Source organism: Candidatus Liberibacter americanus str. Sao Paulo (assembly GCF_000496595.1).
Classification (GTDB): Bacteria; Pseudomonadota; Alphaproteobacteria; order Rhizobiales; family Rhizobiaceae; genus Liberibacter; species Liberibacter americanus.
In genome coordinates this window covers 202,598-219,303 of sequence record NC_022793.1, presented here as the reverse complement: position 1 = coordinate 219,303, position 16,706 = coordinate 202,598, and the positions used below count along the sequence as shown (strand labels likewise).

The following is a 16,706-nucleotide window of genomic DNA, read 5'->3' as shown; positions in this document are numbered from 1 at the left end:
TAAAAACTTATAGAAGCCAACTTTTATTCAGCAACAACACTTTTTGGTTCATCCTCAACAATCAAATCTGCCGGCAAATCCATTCCTCCACCAAGGGCACTTTGTTGTCTAGCAATACCATCAATAGCCGCAGAAGCAATAAGATCACAAAATAACGCAATAGATCTAGAAGAATCATCATTACCTGGGATAATATAATCTATAAAATCTGGGTTACTATTAGTATCAACCACAGCAACTATAGGTATCTTCAAGCGACGAGCTTCTTCAATAGCAAGTTTTTCTCGATTCGTATCAACGATAAACATCAGATCAGGCAATCCGCCCATATCACGAATACCACCCAATGCTCTTTCAAGTTTATCACGTTTACGTTCAATATTTAAACGCTCTTTCTTAGTAAAGACATGGATATCATTTTTTATAGTTTTATCTAGATCTCGTAATCTCTGAATAGAATTAGAAACCGTCTTCCAATTAGTCATCATACCGCCAAGCCACTTGGAATTAATATAATATTGAGCAGAACGCTTGGCAGATTTCATTATCAAATCAGAGGCCTGAGGCTTAGTGCCTACGAACAAAACCCTCCCCCCTCGAGAAACAGTATCTGAGACTGCTTGTAAAGCTCTATTCAACATAGGAACGGTCTGTGAAAGATCTATTATATGTATCTTGCTACGCTCGCCAAAAATGTAAGGCTTCATCTTTGGGTTCCATAAAAACTTTCTATGACCAAACTGAATACCGCTCTCTAAGAGCTGTTTCATTGTAAATTCTGGAAGTGCCATAACTTAAAAAAATCCTTGTAAATCCGGTTTATCCTCCGCAAGACGTTAGCAACAATGCAAAAACAAAGCGCCACCGGAAAAGAAATCAAATCAAATATCAGATTTGATCCCTCCATAAACTTGCGTGCGAAATATAAGTATATGAGATACACTTGACTTGCAATAAAATCAAGCCAATCACCAAAAATTCTCAATAAATTACTTAAACAAAAGTCAATTTATTATAACTATTTATAATAATTCTGAAAAACATCCCCCCAACAGTCATTGCAAAAATAAAATCAAATGTTATCATCTCATGAATGTAATCTTCACGAAAAAAATCATCAGATTTCATATAAATGAATGCAGCTTAAAAAGGAATTTATAAATGTCTGAAAAGTATGACAATCAAAACACATTTATGAAAATCATACGTAAAGAATTAAATGCAAGCTATGTATACGAAGATAAGATGTCAATTGCTATAATGGATATTATGCCTGAATGTCCAGGGCATGTATTGGTTATTCCAAAATGTGCCACAAAAGATATTTTTGATGTTCCAAAAGAATACCTAAATCAAATAATGATTGTTTGTCAAAAAATTGCATTAGCATGCAAAAAAGCCTTTCAGGCTGATGGAATTAAAATTATGCAATTAAACGGCTATGCCGCAGGCCAAACTATACCACATTTACATTTTCATATTATTCCCTGCAAAAATGGAGAAGAAAATTCAACCTCCCCAAAGAAAATAGTATCTATAGAAAAGCTAGAGATTAATGCTAAAATGATCCGCAATGAACTATCGACAAATCAAAAATCAAATATTGTATAAATTAAAAAACAAACACAATATCTACTCTAGGCACACCAAGGGGAAATTTTTATGAGCGGAAAGAACTGCATAGCAAACCTAGAAAAAATTATCAATGATTTTTTTGACAAGTTTGATTCTATAGATAACTCTGAAAGACATAAAGTAGAAGAAGCAGTCCTGTCTACATTAAACCTTCTAGATAAAGGCGTCATAAGAATTATATCATGCGATGAAAACAATAATTGGAAAACGAATCAATGGATAAAAAAAGCTATTCTATTATCGTTTAAAATTAATCAATCACAAATTATTACAGGCGGCAATGGATACTCAATGTGGTGGGATAAAGTTCCTGCAAAATTTAATGAATGGACATCTGAAGAATTTAAACAGAACAACTTTAGAGCGGTTCCAGGAGCTATTGTTCGTCACTCAGCATATATAGCACCTAAAACTGTTTTAATGCCATCTTTTATAAATGTTGGCGCTTACATTGGCGAAGGCACCATGATAGATACATGGGCAACAATTGGATCATGTGCTCAAATCGGGCGAAATGTTCATATTTCTGGTGGGGTAGGAATTGGTGGAGTGCTTGAACCAATGCAGGCATCTCCAACAATCATAGAAGATAATTGTTTTATTGGGGCTCGTTCCGAAATTGTTGAAGGATGCATAATTCGCACAGGTTCTGTCATAGGAATGGGAGTTTTTATTGGAAAATCTACTAAAATTATAGATAGAGATACAGGCAATGTAACTTATGGAGAAGTGCCTCCCTACTCCGTAGTAGTACCTGGAAGTTATCCTAGCAAAAATTCAAAAAATGACATAATCATTCCAAGCCTTTACTGTGCAGTAATAATCAAAAAAGTAGACAATAAAACACGTTCAAAAACCAGCATAAATGCATTATTACGTGACAACTAATAGTTTAACTGAAGATAAATTTAAATGCTTTATAATGATTATATACAAAACCTTATTAAATTAATAAACTGCGCGTCGGTTACTCCTAAAGACGACGGAGCAATGTCTGTATTAATCAATATTTTAAAACCTCTTGGTTTTTCTGTAGAAAAAAAAGTTTTTCAAACAGAAAAAACATATGCTGTTAATAATCTATATGCTAGATTTGGAATAAACAAACCCCATTTAATGTTTGCTGGACATGTTGATGTGGTTCCACCCGGAATATTAAGCAAATGGAAATATCCTCCATTTTCAGCTACTATATCAGATGGCAGATTATATGGACGTGGAGCTGTTGATATGAAGGGGAACATATCTTGCTTTATAGCTGCTATTTCTCGTTTTATTTCAAAATGTGATAATTTCGGATCAATATCTCTCTTAATTACAGGAGACGAAGAAGGATCGGCAATAAACGGAACAAAAAAGATGCTTTCTTGGGCAGATAAAAAAAACCAAAATTGGGATGCTTGCATACTTGGGGAGCCAACTTGTAGCAATATAATTGGAGACACAATAAAAATTGGTCGTAGAGGAAGTTTATCAGGCAATATAGTTATTAATGGAAAACAAGGACACGTCGCCTATCAACACAAAGCTAATAATCCTATAAAAGGACTTATACCATTATTAGAACAATTAAAAAGAGTAGATTTTGATAGCGGAAACGACTATTTTCCTCCAACAAACCTTGAAATAACAACTATAGACGTGGGCAATCCCGTGTTAAACGTTATACCAGCAGAAGTAAAAATATCTTTTAATATACGTTTCAATAATATATGGAATGAACAAACATTAAAAGAAGAAGTAAGCAAACGTCTTAAAAAAGCCATACAAGGTAACGACCAGTATACATCAGGATTATCATATAATTTGCAATTTATCGATAATTCAGCCCAAGCTTTTTTGACACAGAATAAAAAACTATCAGATTTATTAGCTAAAAGCATAAATAATATAACAGGACAAAATCCACAGCTATCAACTAACGGAGGATCTTCTGACGCGCGTTTCATAAAAGACTATTGTCCAGTTATAGAATTCGGATTAGTATCAAAAACAATACACGAAATAGATGAAAACGTACCTATCGCAGATTTGGATATTTTAACGTGCATATATGAAGATTTTCTTCACAAATGGTTTGCAGCAAACAAACAAATAAAAACTTCCTAATATATTCATATTAAAAAAACATAACTCGTAAAATAATATGGAATAAAAATTATTTATCACACAACAAAAATAATATCTAACATGTAATTATAATTTATAATAATCTAACGTTTCCTACGACCACGCCCCAAACCCATATTTTTAGCCAATTTAGAGCGGGCATTAGCATAATCACGAGAAACCATAGGGTAGTCACTTGCCAAATTCCATTTGATACGATACTCCTCAGGAGTCATATTATGATGTGTCATTAAATGACGTTTCAAAGACTTAAACTTCATACCATCCTCAAGACAATATAAACGACCATCTTCTATAGATTTGCGTATTGGCACTGCCGGCTTAGGTTTTTCAGTCACAACAAGTTCATTGCAAAATCCTTGCGAAGATGTATCTCTAAGAACAGAATAAACATCTGAAATCAAACTTCCAATTTCAGTAATTGGAACAACATGGTTCCCCATATACGCAGAAACTATATCAACAGTCATTTCGAGAAGCTTCTCAGAACCATCAACAGTAGAATCATCATCCATATAAACACCCTCCCTAACCTTTTTTGCTAACTATTTCCTACACAATTACATGGCACAGCATGGTAAATACAGGAAGGCACATGCACCGACTATAAAAAATTAAATCTTCTCACATAAACAAAATACAAACTATATACTATAGTTCGCAAAAGACATTATGTAACAAGAAAAAAACATATATCAAAAATATCGAAAAAAATTTATTTCATAATACAAAAAACAATCCATAAGAATATAATATATCTTATAATGCATAATGTAGCAAAAAAATAGTGTTTACAATAAAAAACTAATCTAAAAAAGCATAATAATGCAAAATATATTTAGAAAAAAGATAAATCTGGCATTCAACTAAATTAACAATAAATCTACTAGCAAACAAAAGATTAATTAACATAATAAATACAATATTTTGGATTTTTTATATTATATACATATAAAAACATAACAAAGAACTTAATAAGTGAATGGCTTTAAATCCTTAGGATATTAATTTTCCTGTCTTTTGATCCACAGCCTTCATAGATAATTTAATCTTACCGCGATCATCAAAATCCAATAATTTAACCCATACTGTATCACCCTGTTTAACTACATCACTTGTTTTTGCCACCCTCTCTGAAGATAATTGCGATATATGCACCAGTCCATCTCGCGCACCAAAAAAGTTCACAAAAGCGCCAAAATCTGTTGTTTTCACAACTTTTCCTTTATAAATCTTGTTAACTTCTGGAACATCAACAATCTGACGAATTCTTTTACGAGCAGCTTCTATGCCTTCCGTAGAAGTAGAGGCTATCTTAATAGTACCATCATCCTCTATACTAATCTTTGCCCCTGTTTTATCAACTATGTCACGAATCACTTTGCCACCAGTTCCAATAACATCCCTAATCTTATCAACAGCGATCATCATAACTTCGATACGAGGAGCAAATTCACCTAATTTTAAACGGCTTTCAGACATAACTTTAGACATTTCAGCTAGGATATGAAGACGTCCCTCTTTTGCCTGCTGCAAGGCAATAACCATAATATCTTTAGAAATTCCTTCAATCTTCATATCCATTTGCATAGCAGTAATACCAGAATCTGTTCCTGCAATTTTAAAATCCATATCTCCAAGATGATCTTCATCTCCAGATATGTCAGATAAAATGACAAATCGATCATCTTCTTTTATAAGCCCCATAGCTATTCCCGCAACTGGCTTCAATATAGGAACTCCTGCATCCATCAAGGACAAAGAAGAACCACATACCGTTGCCATTGAAGAAGAACCATTAGATTCAGTTATTTCAGAAACCATGCGCAGTGTATAAGGGAAAATTTCTGTTTTTGGCAGAACAGGGCGAATAGCACGTTTAGCCAGCATACCATGACCAATTTCTCTTCTGCTAAGAGAGCTAATACGCCCTACCTCTCCCACAGAAAAAGGGAAGAAGTTATAATGCATCATAAAATCATTTTTCTTAGTGCCAGACAAAGAGTCTATAAATTGCTCATCTTCCTTTGTTCCAAGAGTGGTTACTACTATAGCTTGAGTAGCCCCCCTAGAAAACAACGCAGAACCATGGGTACGTTGTAAAATGCCAACTTCCGCACTAATTTCACGAACCGTTGTAAGATCTCTACCATCCATACGACATTTATTTGCAAGAATATCTTTTCTAACTATATCATATTTTATATCATCTAAAATAGAACGAATATCCTCTTTATCACAATCAGGATCTTCTTCCTCAAATTGAGAAATAACTTTGTTATTAATCTCGTCAATTAAATCACGACGATTAGATTTATCGACAACATAACAAGCTTTTCGCAAATCCGATTCAATTAAACCCATAGCCTTCTCTTTTAATTCCGATAAATCTTTATATTCAACAGATAAAGGATCTTTTCCACATAGTTTAACAAGCCTGGAAATAGCATCAATGACAGATTGAGATTCAGAATGACCAAACATAATAGCATCAATTACCAAATCCTCAGACAACTGGTCAGCCTCTAATTCAACCATAAGAACAGCATCTCTAGTTCCTGAGACAAAAAGATCAAGAGATCCTTTTTCATCTTCATCAAAACGAGGGTTCAAAACATATTTATTGTTCACATAATCTACTTGCGCCCCAACTACAGGACCTTTAAATGGCAATCCGGCCAACATCAATGCTGCAGAAACAGCTATCATACCTACAATTTGAGGATCATTTTCTAAATCATATTGCATAACATTAACAATTACCTGCGTTTCATTTTTATAATCTTTATGAAACAAAGGCCTGATTGAACGATCGATTAGACGAGAAATCAATATTTCATTCTCAGTAGGGCGGGATTCTCGTTTTAAATAACCTCCTGGAATTTTGCCAACAGCATATGTTCTCTCTTGATAATTAACAGTCAAAGGAAAGAAATCTTGAGATTCCTTGATCGATCGGCTACAAACCACAGATGCCAAAACAACTGTTTCTCCATAAGTCGCCAATACAGCACCATCAGCCTGTCGAGCAATCTTACCGCTCTCTAATTTAAGAGGACGCCCAGCCCAATCAATCTCAACTGTATGCACATCAAACATTTTACAATCCTAACCAAAGATAGAAGGCAAGTCCATAAATACAACTAGCCAAATTAGCACTTTCCCAAAGAAAGCAGAAAAAAATGTGAATGGTCAGCAAATATAGCCACCAATTCTACTAAAAATCAAAACATGGGAAAATAGCATAAAATAATTTCATTTAACCATCTGAAAAAATAAAAAATTATCGACGAAGACCTAATCTCTTAATCAAATTCTTATATCTCTCTACATCTTTGCTTTTAAGATACTTTAAAAGCCCACTCCTTAAAGAAATTAATCTATTAAGTCCTGTTTTAGAATTTACATCTTTTTTTGCAGTTTTAAAGTGATTTGTGAGATTAGCTATTCTATCAGTAAAAATAGACACCTGTACTTCAGGAGAACCAGTATCACCTTCCACTGTAGCATATTCCTTTATAAGCTGCCTCTTACGCTCTAAAGTTATTGACATAAATACCCCCTTAAAAAACATACAAAACCAAAAATATAAAAATTTATACTTCACCTAAACAATATACGGCAAATAGTAAAAAGATATAATTTAAAACACTATTAAATCACTTTTTATCTGAATATAATCCTATAAAACATTGCTTACAACTAAATCACTTATAACCTTAGGCGAACGCAGTAAATTATCAATATTCCAATAATTTTGCAACGACTTATCATAACGAAATCTAATATCTGGCACATACTTAAGATTTCTAAGATGCTTAGCAACATGCCTCCTTATAAACTTATTATTGCAATTTAAAGAAGATATCACAGAATCAGGAGAAACATCTGATGGCAAGGATACATATACCGTCGCAATTTGCAAATCAGACGACATACAAACCTCTGAAATAGATATAATATCCCTATTTATAAATTCATCTTTAAATTCATGATTTAAGATAATCCTCATAATTACGGAACGAACTTCTTCTCCAATACGCAGAGCACGCCTAGAAGGCTCTAAACTCCTTCTTTTCATAACAATAATTTCCTTAACAAAAAACTTAAAACACATACAAAAAAAATCAAAGAGAACGCTTAATATGTTCTACGCTAAAACACTCAATCAAATCACCAACTTGTATATTATCATATTTTTCAAAAGCAATACCACAATCCTGTCCTGCCTCAACTTCAGAAACCTCATCTTTAAAACGCTTAAGAGTGTTCATCTTTCCATTATAAACAACATCTTCTTTGCGCAAAATACGAATACCGGCGCCTCTTTCAACCTTTCCTTCAATAACTTTACAGCCAGCTACATTCCCTAATTTAGTAACCGAAAACACTTCTAATACTTCAGCTCTACCCAAAAACGTCTCTCGCACCTCTGGAGGAAGAAGATTTGACATATGCTCCTTAACTCCATCAATAAGATCATAAATAATTTTACAGTTAATAATCTTAACCCCATTTTTTGCAGCTAGATCTCTAGCCTGAGAGCTTGATCGAACATTAAATCCAAAAATAATAGCATCAGATGCCTTAGCCAAAGATACATCAGTTTCATTTATCGCTCCAGCACCAGAGCTAACAACCGAAACACAAACTTCAGACGTTCCTAATTCCTCTAATGAATTTACTATAGCCTCAACTGAACCCTGCACATCTCCTTTTATAATCAAAGATAATTTCTTTGATTCCAATGACGTGATAGAATTATTCAAAAATTTTTCTAACGAACAACGAGATCCTGACTTAAGAGAAATAGACTTATTTCTGGTCAAACGCTTCCTATATTGTGAAATTTCTCTAGCACGACTTTCAGTTTCAACAACACCAAATTTATCACCAGCCATAGGCACTCCCTGAAGTCCAAGAATCTCAACTGGCATAGATGGCAAAGCCTCTTTAACACTTTTACCTTTATCATTAAATAGCGATCTTACCTTTCCCCAGTAGTCACCAATAACAATAATATCGGACACCTGCAATCTTCCTTTTTGCACCAAAACAGTAACCACAGATCCTCTACCTCGATCCAGCCTACCTTCAATTACAGATCCTTCAGCTTTACGATTTACATTTGCTTTTAATCCAAGAATTTCAGCCTGCAAAAGAACAGAGTCTAGCAATTTATCTAAGTTTAAATTTTTCTTGGCAGAAATTTCAACGTCAAGTATCTCCCCACCCATACTCTCAACAAATACATCATGCTTAAGTAATTCAACACGAAGCTTTTGTATATCAGCACTAGATTTATCTATCTTATTAAAAGCAATAATAATCGAAACTCCCGCAGACTTAGCATGGTTGATTGATTCAATAGCCTGAGGCTGTATATCTTCATCAGCCGCCAAAACGATAATAGCAATATCCGTAATACGAGTCCCACGGGCACGCATTGAATAAAAAGCAGCATGTCCCGGAGTATCAATAAAAGTAATTTTTTCCCCTTTATAATCAACTTGATACGCACCTATATGCTGAGTTATGCTACCAAACTCACCTTTTAAAACATTAGAATTACGTATTGCATCAAGAAGAGACGTCTTGCCATGATTAACATGACCCATCACTGTTACAACAGGAGGACGACTATCTAAATTATCCTCATCATCATTAACATCAAAAACCCCCAACTCAACATCAGAATCTAAGACACGCTTCACAACATGACCAAATTCGTTAGCTATTATTTCAGAAAGATCAGCATCAATAACGTCTTCAGGCTTCAGCGTTTGCCCTTCTTTCATCAAAAACTTTATCACATCCGTTGATCGCTCTGACATACGCTGAGATAATTCTTGTATAGTAATAGTTTCAGAAATAACAATCTCACGAGAAACTTTCTCACGCCTTCCCTGATGTTGACTCCTACGAAATTTTTCTTTTCGACGACGAATAGCAGCTAGAGACCTTCCCCTTAATCTCTCAGCTCCATCATCATTATCAACAGATATAATTTTAAGTTTTTTATACTTTTTCTCATCACTATCTGTCTTACTACGAGGAGCCGCCTTTAAAGAATTAACTGAAGAACTTTTCCCTTCAGTAAATCTAGACTTCCCACGACTAGCAGGCAAGCCATCCTCAGTTTTTCTACTTCTTTCACGAACCTCTTTATAAGGCTCTTTATCATAAGAAGGCTTCATGCCGCTAATATCAAGCGACGATGACACTTCATTTTCTATAATTATATCTGACTGTACATCATCAGCTTCTTTATTAGAACTCAGAATCTGATCGAAGCTTTGATCAGATTTAGCATCAAGAGCCATCATCTCTTCTTGAGCCTGCTTTTCTAATTTGATTTTTGCTTCTTCAATATCACGAACCTGCGCCTCAAGAAGAGCACGACGACGACTATCTATTTCTCCTTGAGAAAGATCTCCAAAGGAAGATTCAGCTTTCTTAGGACCCAATTTTCTATCACAAGGCAACGCTTCTGCTCTTCTCTTAGACTTATCTTGCTGCACTAAATCTGGAAAATTACCAGTATTGCAATCTATAATTCTAGAACTCTTTCGCACAACAGAAATCTTTTCACCGCCCTGAACATAAGAACGACGCTTACGCGTCTCCACCACAACAGACCTAGGACGACCTTTATTCTTCTGAACAATAGAATGATTAATACTCGAAGACGGAGTTCTAAGGGTCAAAGTTTTCTTTTCTTCCACGTTTGAGGTATTACTATCTTTATTATTGGTCATAAGCCCTTATCTCCAAGTGGAGAAGATTACATGAATCAATCTCGTTATATAATTACAAACTCTACTCATATTAAACTAATATATCAAAGCACAAAACTTCATCGAAAATTTCCTATGCAGAATAGAATTCTTCACTACTTAATCATAAAAAATTTTAAAGTATAAAAACAACTAACAACTACAATCTGAAAGCAAAAAGCAGCCTCTAGATAATTCTATAAATTTAATCATCAGCTTCGACATAATCAGCATCAGTGCTTTCATCTTCTTTTTTAATCCATCCAACTTTGTATCTGGCATGCATAATCATATCTTCAGCCTTATCCTCTATAATATCAAGGCTAGATAAAAAACCTTCAAACTTTTTAGCCTTGCCATCCTTAACTTCAACCCAGCCAACCAAATCATCAACAGAGCAACCTGCCAAATCTTCCATGTTTTTAATGCCATTTTCTCCAAGAAGAACTCTTATTTTAGGCGTCATATATGGAATTTCACATAATTCTTCTGAAACTCCAAGCTCATCTAATTTCTTATTTATCTCAGCATCCAAATCATCAAGATATTGCTTAGCTCTTCCCTGTATTTCAACTGCAGTTTCTTCATCAAATCCTTCAATAGAAGCTATTTCGGCTATAGAAACACATGCTAACTCCTCAACATCAGAGAATCCCTCAGCAGCAAGAAGATGTCCTATTATTTCATCAACATTAATAGCCTTCATAAACGATTGAGCTCGTTCATTAAACTCTTTCTGACGATTTACAGAATCTTCTTCCTCAGTAACAATATCAATTGCCCAACCTGTAAGCTGTGAAGCAAGACGAACATTCTGTCCACGACTACCAATAGCTAAAGAAAGCTGTTCCTTAGGGACAACCACTTCTATACGCTTAATATCTTCATCTAAAACAACCTTTGTCACAGTAGCCGGACGCAATGCATTTATTAAAAAAGTTGCATTATCAGGAGACCAAACAATTATATCTATTCTCTCTCCCTGCAATTCACCTACAACCGCCTGAACACGAGAACCACGCATACCAACGCAAGCCCCGACAGGATCTATAGAAGAATCACTTGAAAAAACAGCTAATTTTGCACGAGATCCAGGATCACGAGAAACAGCCTTAATCTGAACAATCCCGTTATAAATCTCTGGGACCTCCATTAAAAACAACTTAACCATAAATTGCGGATGAGTACGAGATAAAAGTATCTGCCCTCCCCTTTGCTCACGCCTTACTTCATATACATAACTCCGAACGCGATCTCCTTGTCTAATATTTTCACGAGGAATAATTTCATCCCTACGAATAACTCCTTCAGCACGACCAAGATCAACGATTATATTCCCATATTCAATCCTCTTAACAGTGCCACTAACAACTTCACCAACCCTGTCTTTAAACTCAAGATATTGACGATCGCGCTCAGCTTCTCGCACCTTTTGAACTATAACTTGTTTAGCAGATTGAACAGCAACACGACCAAAATCTATAGGAGGAAGAAGCTCTGTTATAAAATCACCTATTTTAACATTAGGATCACGATCAAGAGCTAACTGTAATGAAATCTGACAAGAATAGTTATCAACAACATCAACCACCTCTAGCTGACGATAAATAGAAACTTCTCCTGTTAATTGATCAATTTCAACACGAATATCAGATACAGTCCCATAAAGAGAACAAGCTGCCTTTTGAATAGAATCAGCCATAGCTGATAACACTATATCTCGATCTATCGATTTTTCACAAGCAACAGCATCCGCAATCTGCAAAAGCTCAGTTCGATTTGCGGCAATTACCATATAAAATTCTCCTTAATTCTCCTAACTTGGCACGACATTAATTGCCAACCAAGGAAACACGCAGCAATTCATCCGTAATAACAAGCTTTGCCGCAAGAAGAGAATCAAACGGTATCTCAACCTTCGACAATTCAATTTCCTTTGAGCCCTTACGGCTGATCTCAAGAAAAAAGCAATTATCACTTGTTTCTAAAATTTTACCAACCAATTTTTCTCTATCTCCAGAAGGAGCAATAAACTCACATTTTACAACATGATTCAACCACCGAACAAAGTCGGATTTTCTAACCATCGGACGATCAACTCCAGGAGAAGATACTTCCAGAGTATAATGTCCATCTACTAGATTTTCAACATCAAGAATTGGAGATATAGCCTTAGACAACTTCTCACAATCGCACAACGTCACAATTCCATCGTCACGATCTACTAAAATCTGCAATACAGGAACACCCTTTCCTGAAAGGGATACCTGCACAATTTTAAAGCCCATCTCTTCAACAACAGGCTGGATTATATCAGAAACACTCTGGTCTAATCCTATATCTTTAAAAAGCCGAGACTCGTATTTACTACAAAAAACATGCGTGCCTACCAACGCTTATCCTCATAAATGTAATTGCTATAAAATAATAAAGAGCAAGAAATAAATTCCCGCCTTCTCCAGTATATAAAAACAGTAACGCTCTCATATCCAAATTGTCAATACTACTAATCATACATCATGACGCAATAACTTGCAAATCAAAGAAATATAAATAATTAATATTACGCATATATTATATATAAACTATTTCCCCATGTAAGAATGTTTTTTAAAAAGAAAACGAGTGTATAACAATATAACAAACAACATTGAAGGAATTGACGACAATATCATCCCTAGTAAAGGCTGTATATCTGGAAGGAATATCAATAGCTTTAAATATATTGTGTAATTTAATATACTCGAAAAAAAACCAGCAATAGCATAACGAAGCGTATCAACAAAAGATTTCTTGCGCAATTTTAAAAAAACAGAAAAACGATTAGGCTTCACAATTAACAAAAAAGAAATTCCTATTGAAATAGCACGAGCAAACAACTGATCAACTCCCAATCCAATAAGAATTAGAAATAAGCACATATCAATAAAAAATCCAATAAGGATATTAATTATAAAACAAATCAATCTCTTCATATTACATATTTACAGATATTTATTTAATTAAACTAAAACAGTAACTTTATACGGAAAATAATTTATATATATAAATAATATAAAAATAGTTTATAGTTATATATCATGTACACTCTATATTTAAAGAAATTATCAAAAAATCATAGATTTTAATATCAAAATCAAATAAATTGGTTTTAGCTTGCTATTTTACACCAAAACAAACATCAGCAAAAAAAATCAAATGATTATAAGATTTAAAAAAAATGCTCAATTCCCTAAAAGTAAACTATCTAAATAACACAGAATACTCTGTAACAGAATTATCCTACCATATAAAAAACATCATTGAGTCAAATATATTTCAAGTGCTAGTTAGAGGAGAAATATCAGGATACAGAACTACTTATTCATCTGGACATGCTTATTTTTCTTTAAAAGATAGCCAATCACGAATTGATGCCGTAATTTGGAAAGGAACTCTTAAAAGAATCAAATTATCGCCAAAAGAAGGCATGGAATATATAGTTCAAGGAAAGATGACAACATTTCCAGGCTCTTCTAAATATCAAATAATAGTAGAAGCTCTCATCCCATATGGGGCAGGAGCAATCATGACTATCTTAGAAGAACGAAAGAGAAAGTTGCGAGAAGAAGGGCTGTTTTCTAATGAAAGAAAACGTCCGATGCCTTTTATACCAAAAACAATCGCAGTCATAACATCCCCTACTGGAGCTGTTATACGCGATATTTTACAACGCATATCTTGTAGATTTCCTATGCGAGTTATCGTCTTTCCAGTAAAAGTACAGGGAGATGGATGTTCCCAAGAAATAAAAAATGCAATTTTACAATTAAATTCGTTAAAAGAAGAAGATATATGCCCTAAACCAGATATTATAATCATTGCCCGTGGAGGAGGAAGCTTAGAAGACCTATGGCATTTTAATGACGAAGAAATGGTAAGAACTGTCGCAAATAGTTCTATCAGAATAATATCGGCAATCGGGCATGAAACAGACTGGACATTGGTTGACTATGCTGCAGATTTGAGAGCTCCAACACCAACAGGAGCTGCGGAGATGGCTGTCCCTGTAAAATCTCAATTAAAATCGTTATTAGCAAGCTTAGAAAATAGATCTAAAGAATCTCTTATTCGATTTATAAACAACAAAATCAATCAATTTAAAACATTAGTAAAAGCTATTCCAAAATACACTCAAATTATATCACTTTATCATCACAGCATTGAACAACTATCTCATGAATTAGAAATCTATCTTAAAACAAACACTTTTAGAAAAAGACGTGATTTTGACAATAAAAACACCAATATAATATCGTATTATCCTATCAATTATATCAAAAATAATCGTCATCACATAATCAAAGCACAACAAAATATTGAACATCTTACCGAAAAACATTTGCGATATATTCAGCTAAAAACAACAAAAAAATACACAACAATTAACATTTTATACGAGCAAACAAAAATACGCATAAAATATTTTAAAACTTACATAAACGAATTACTAAATCGAGCTGAATTCACGATGTCATATAAAATAAAAAACTGTCATGAATGCATCTCAGCTGACAACCGTATTTTGCAATCTCTTTCGCACAGTAGCACGCTCAAACGTGGATACTCCATTATACGCAGCCGAACTAACAATAATATAATTACAAAAACCAGCAAACTATCAGTTGGAGAAAGCATATTTATCAACTTATTTGATGGTCAAGCCAATGCAATAATAACAAACAATAGTTGTTTACCAAAGCATAAGAAAACCCCATCAAAACGAAAATATAATCATAGGAAACATAAAACTATCTCAAAATAATAAAAAGCTATTTATTCTGAAATAGACCACTCACCTGCTATCATAATTGGAATAATATCGCCGCCTTTTGTCATTCCATCAACGTCAATTTCAGCAGATCCAATCATCCAATCAACATGAGTTATGCTTGTATTTCCTCCAGACTTTTCTATCCAATCACTAGGAGCATTCAAATCCTTTTTCAAACACTTAGAATAACACTGTCCAAAAGCTATATGAGATGCTGAATTTTCATCAAATAATGTATCATAAAATAGAGTATTCATCTTAGATATGATAGAGGAGTTAGGCACAAGAGCCACCTCGCCAAGACGACGAGATCCCTCATCAATGTTCAATATCTTCTTGAGTATGTCCTCTCCTTTTGAAGCAGAAGACTCAACAACGCAGCCCTTATTAAATCGCACCTTGATATTATCAATTAGCATACCTTGATAAACTAAAGGCTTAGTGCTTGACACATATCCATCAACCTTATGAGCATGAGGAGTGGTAAACACTTCTTCAGTAGGAATATTGGGATTACAAGTTATCCCATTTTGAGCAGTAGATTCACCACCAGACCACTGGTGTCCATTTGCCAATCCAACAGTTAAAGATGTGCCTGGGCCCGAAAAACGAATTTCCGAAAAATCTTTTCTATTTAACCACTGCGCCTTTTTATTGAGAAAATTATTATGCTCTGCCCATGCACTAATAGGATCATCGCAATTAGAACGGGAAACCAGAAAAATAGCCCTCGCAAGCTTTGCTATAGCAATATGATCAGAATCATCGGGATATACAAGTCTTGCCCAATCAAGGCTAGGATAAGGGATTATGCTCCAATTAATATCGAAATTGGAAATTTTCTCTAGTGCTGGCTTATATGCTCTTAAATGAGATCGATTCACACGACTTACTTTCTCAGGATCCTCATCGACAAGCAATAAAGGATTATCTCCAGAAACTGTCAGTATAGCAGTATCGCTCGAGTAAGCATGTGCCAATCCTTCATAAAACCAGTTGGCTGATCTATCAAAAGAAGCATCAGATCCATATTTATACCTCATAATAGTAGATTCATTATCAGTATAAAAAACGCTTACCAATCCAGCACCAAGCATATAAGCATGTTTAGTTATCAACCTTGTGAGAGGAACAGATCTAATTGGAGCCATTACTATAAGATTTTGTCCTTCTCTAATACGTACTCCAACTTGCAATGCAACTTTTGCAAGCTCTTCTAGAAGGGCCATATCAATATGCGCAACAGAAGAAATAACACTATCCATAAAAACCTCTCTTAAATTTAAAATATTGAGAATATGAAATTATAAACAAGCATATAATTATATTTGCCAATAATCCAAACAAAAATC

General features: G+C 34.3%; 14 protein-coding genes. 4 read left to right on the top strand and 10 right to left on the bottom strand.

Annotated features, from left to right (window positions below; all coding sequences use genetic code 11):
* Nucleotides 1-23: 23 nt before the first annotated feature.
* The gene (gene rpsB, locus LAM_RS00895) at nt 24-791 is read right to left on the bottom strand and encodes a 30S ribosomal protein S2 (protein ID WP_007556737.1); all 768 of its coding nucleotides are present in this window, start codon (nt 789-791) and stop codon (nt 24-26) included.
* 370 nt (nt 792-1,161) lie between these two features.
* Between rpsB and LAM_RS00890 the strand changes: the two genes are divergently transcribed.
* The 3 genes from LAM_RS00890 to dapE are packed head-to-tail and all read left to right on the top strand — an operon-like array spanning nt 1,162 to nt 3,744.
* A complete protein-coding gene (locus LAM_RS00890) occupies nt 1,162-1,611 on the top strand; it encodes an HIT family protein (RefSeq protein WP_007556738.1) in 450 nt (149 codons plus the stop codon).
* Between the two features lie 51 nt (nt 1,612-1,662).
* Nucleotides 1,663-2,523 (top strand): 2,3,4,5-tetrahydropyridine-2,6-dicarboxylate N-succinyltransferase, encoded by an 861-nt coding sequence (gene dapD / locus LAM_RS00885; protein ID WP_007556739.1) that lies wholly within the window; start codon nt 1,663-1,665, stop codon nt 2,521-2,523.
* A 24-nt stretch (nt 2,524-2,547) separates the two neighbouring features.
* Nucleotides 2,548-3,744: a succinyl-diaminopimelate desuccinylase gene (gene dapE / locus LAM_RS00880; RefSeq protein WP_007556740.1), complete on the top strand. Its 1,197-nt coding sequence runs from the start codon at nt 2,548-2,550 to the stop codon at nt 3,742-3,744.
* Between the two features lie 104 nt (nt 3,745-3,848).
* On the opposite strand, the gene LAM_RS00875 is transcribed toward dapE, so the two are convergent.
* The 8 genes from LAM_RS00875 to LAM_RS00840 form a co-directional block, all read right to left on the bottom strand.
* Nucleotides 3,849-4,280 (bottom strand): Ros/MucR family transcriptional regulator, encoded by a 432-nt coding sequence (locus tag LAM_RS00875; RefSeq protein ID WP_007556741.1) that lies wholly within the window; start codon nt 4,278-4,280, stop codon nt 3,849-3,851.
* Nucleotides 4,281-4,761: 481 nt separating this feature from the next.
* Nucleotides 4,762-6,864, bottom strand: coding sequence for a polyribonucleotide nucleotidyltransferase (gene pnp / locus LAM_RS00870; protein WP_007556743.1), 2,103 nt, complete (start codon nt 6,862-6,864; stop codon nt 4,762-4,764).
* Between the two features lie 184 nt (nt 6,865-7,048).
* Nucleotides 7,049-7,318: a 30S ribosomal protein S15 gene (rpsO, locus tag LAM_RS00865; protein WP_007556744.1), complete on the bottom strand. Its 270-nt coding sequence runs from the start codon at nt 7,316-7,318 to the stop codon at nt 7,049-7,051.
* Nucleotides 7,319-7,447: 129 nt separating this feature from the next.
* Nucleotides 7,448-7,846 carry a 30S ribosome-binding factor RbfA gene (gene rbfA, locus LAM_RS00860; RefSeq protein ID WP_007556745.1) on the bottom strand — a complete coding sequence of 133 codons (399 nt, stop codon included), beginning with the start codon at nt 7,844-7,846 and terminating at the stop codon, nt 7,448-7,450.
* Nucleotides 7,847-7,892: 46 nt separating this feature from the next.
* Nucleotides 7,893-10,523, bottom strand: a complete 2,631-nt coding sequence (infB, locus tag LAM_RS00855; protein WP_007556746.1) for a translation initiation factor IF-2 — start codon at nt 10,521-10,523, stop codon at nt 7,893-7,895.
* 223 nt (nt 10,524-10,746) lie between these two features.
* Nucleotides 10,747-12,336, bottom strand: a complete 1,590-nt coding sequence (gene nusA, locus LAM_RS00850) for a transcription termination factor NusA (RefSeq protein WP_007556747.1) — start codon at nt 12,334-12,336, stop codon at nt 10,747-10,749.
* A gap of 37 nt (nt 12,337-12,373) precedes the next feature.
* Nucleotides 12,374-12,934: a ribosome maturation factor RimP gene (gene rimP / locus LAM_RS00845; protein WP_007556748.1), complete on the bottom strand. Its 561-nt coding sequence runs from the start codon at nt 12,932-12,934 to the stop codon at nt 12,374-12,376.
* 192 nt (nt 12,935-13,126) lie between these two features.
* Nucleotides 13,127-13,516 (bottom strand): GtrA family protein, encoded by a 390-nt coding sequence (locus tag LAM_RS00840; protein ID WP_007556750.1) that lies wholly within the window; start codon nt 13,514-13,516, stop codon nt 13,127-13,129.
* Nucleotides 13,517-13,761: 245 nt separating this feature from the next.
* On the opposite strand from LAM_RS00840, the gene xseA reads away from it, so the two are divergent.
* Nucleotides 13,762-15,345, top strand: a complete 1,584-nt coding sequence (gene xseA / locus LAM_RS00835; RefSeq protein ID WP_007556751.1) for an exodeoxyribonuclease VII large subunit — start codon at nt 13,762-13,764, stop codon at nt 15,343-15,345.
* Nucleotides 15,346-15,356: 11 nt separating this feature from the next.
* On the opposite strand, the gene LAM_RS00830 is transcribed toward xseA, so the two are convergent.
* The gene (locus LAM_RS00830) at nt 15,357-16,619 is read right to left on the bottom strand and encodes an aminopeptidase (RefSeq protein ID WP_007556752.1); all 1,263 of its coding nucleotides are present in this window, start codon (nt 16,617-16,619) and stop codon (nt 15,357-15,359) included.
* Nucleotides 16,620-16,706 lie beyond the last annotated feature (87 nt).

Coding starts and splice junctions, on each gene's coding strand:
- rpsB (WP_007556737.1), bottom strand. CDS start 791: ATGGCACTTCCAGAATTTACAATGAAACAGCTCTTAGAGAGCGGTATT.
- LAM_RS00890 (WP_007556738.1), top strand. CDS start 1,162: ATGTCTGAAAAGTATGACAATCAAAACACATTTATGAAAATCATACGT.
- dapD (WP_007556739.1), top strand. CDS start 1,663: ATGAGCGGAAAGAACTGCATAGCAAACCTAGAAAAAATTATCAATGAT.
- dapE (WP_007556740.1), top strand. CDS start 2,548: ATGCTTTATAATGATTATATACAAAACCTTATTAAATTAATAAACTGC.
- LAM_RS00875 (WP_007556741.1), bottom strand. CDS start 4,280: ATGGATGATGATTCTACTGTTGATGGTTCTGAGAAGCTTCTCGAAATG.
- pnp (WP_007556743.1), bottom strand. CDS start 6,864: ATGTTTGATGTGCATACAGTTGAGATTGATTGGGCTGGGCGTCCTCTT.
- rpsO (WP_007556744.1), bottom strand. CDS start 7,318: ATGTCAATAACTTTAGAGCGTAAGAGGCAGCTTATAAAGGAATATGCT.
- rbfA (WP_007556745.1), bottom strand. CDS start 7,846: ATGAAAAGAAGGAGTTTAGAGCCTTCTAGGCGTGCTCTGCGTATTGGA.
- infB (WP_007556746.1), bottom strand. CDS start 10,523: ATGACCAATAATAAAGATAGTAATACCTCAAACGTGGAAGAAAAGAAA.
- nusA (WP_007556747.1), bottom strand. CDS start 12,336: ATGGTAATTGCCGCAAATCGAACTGAGCTTTTGCAGATTGCGGATGCT.
- LAM_RS00840 (WP_007556750.1), bottom strand. CDS start 13,516: ATGAAGAGATTGATTTGTTTTATAATTAATATCCTTATTGGATTTTTT.
- xseA (WP_007556751.1), top strand. CDS start 13,762: ATGCTCAATTCCCTAAAAGTAAACTATCTAAATAACACAGAATACTCT.
- LAM_RS00830 (WP_007556752.1), bottom strand. CDS start 16,619: ATGGATAGTGTTATTTCTTCTGTTGCGCATATTGATATGGCCCTTCTA.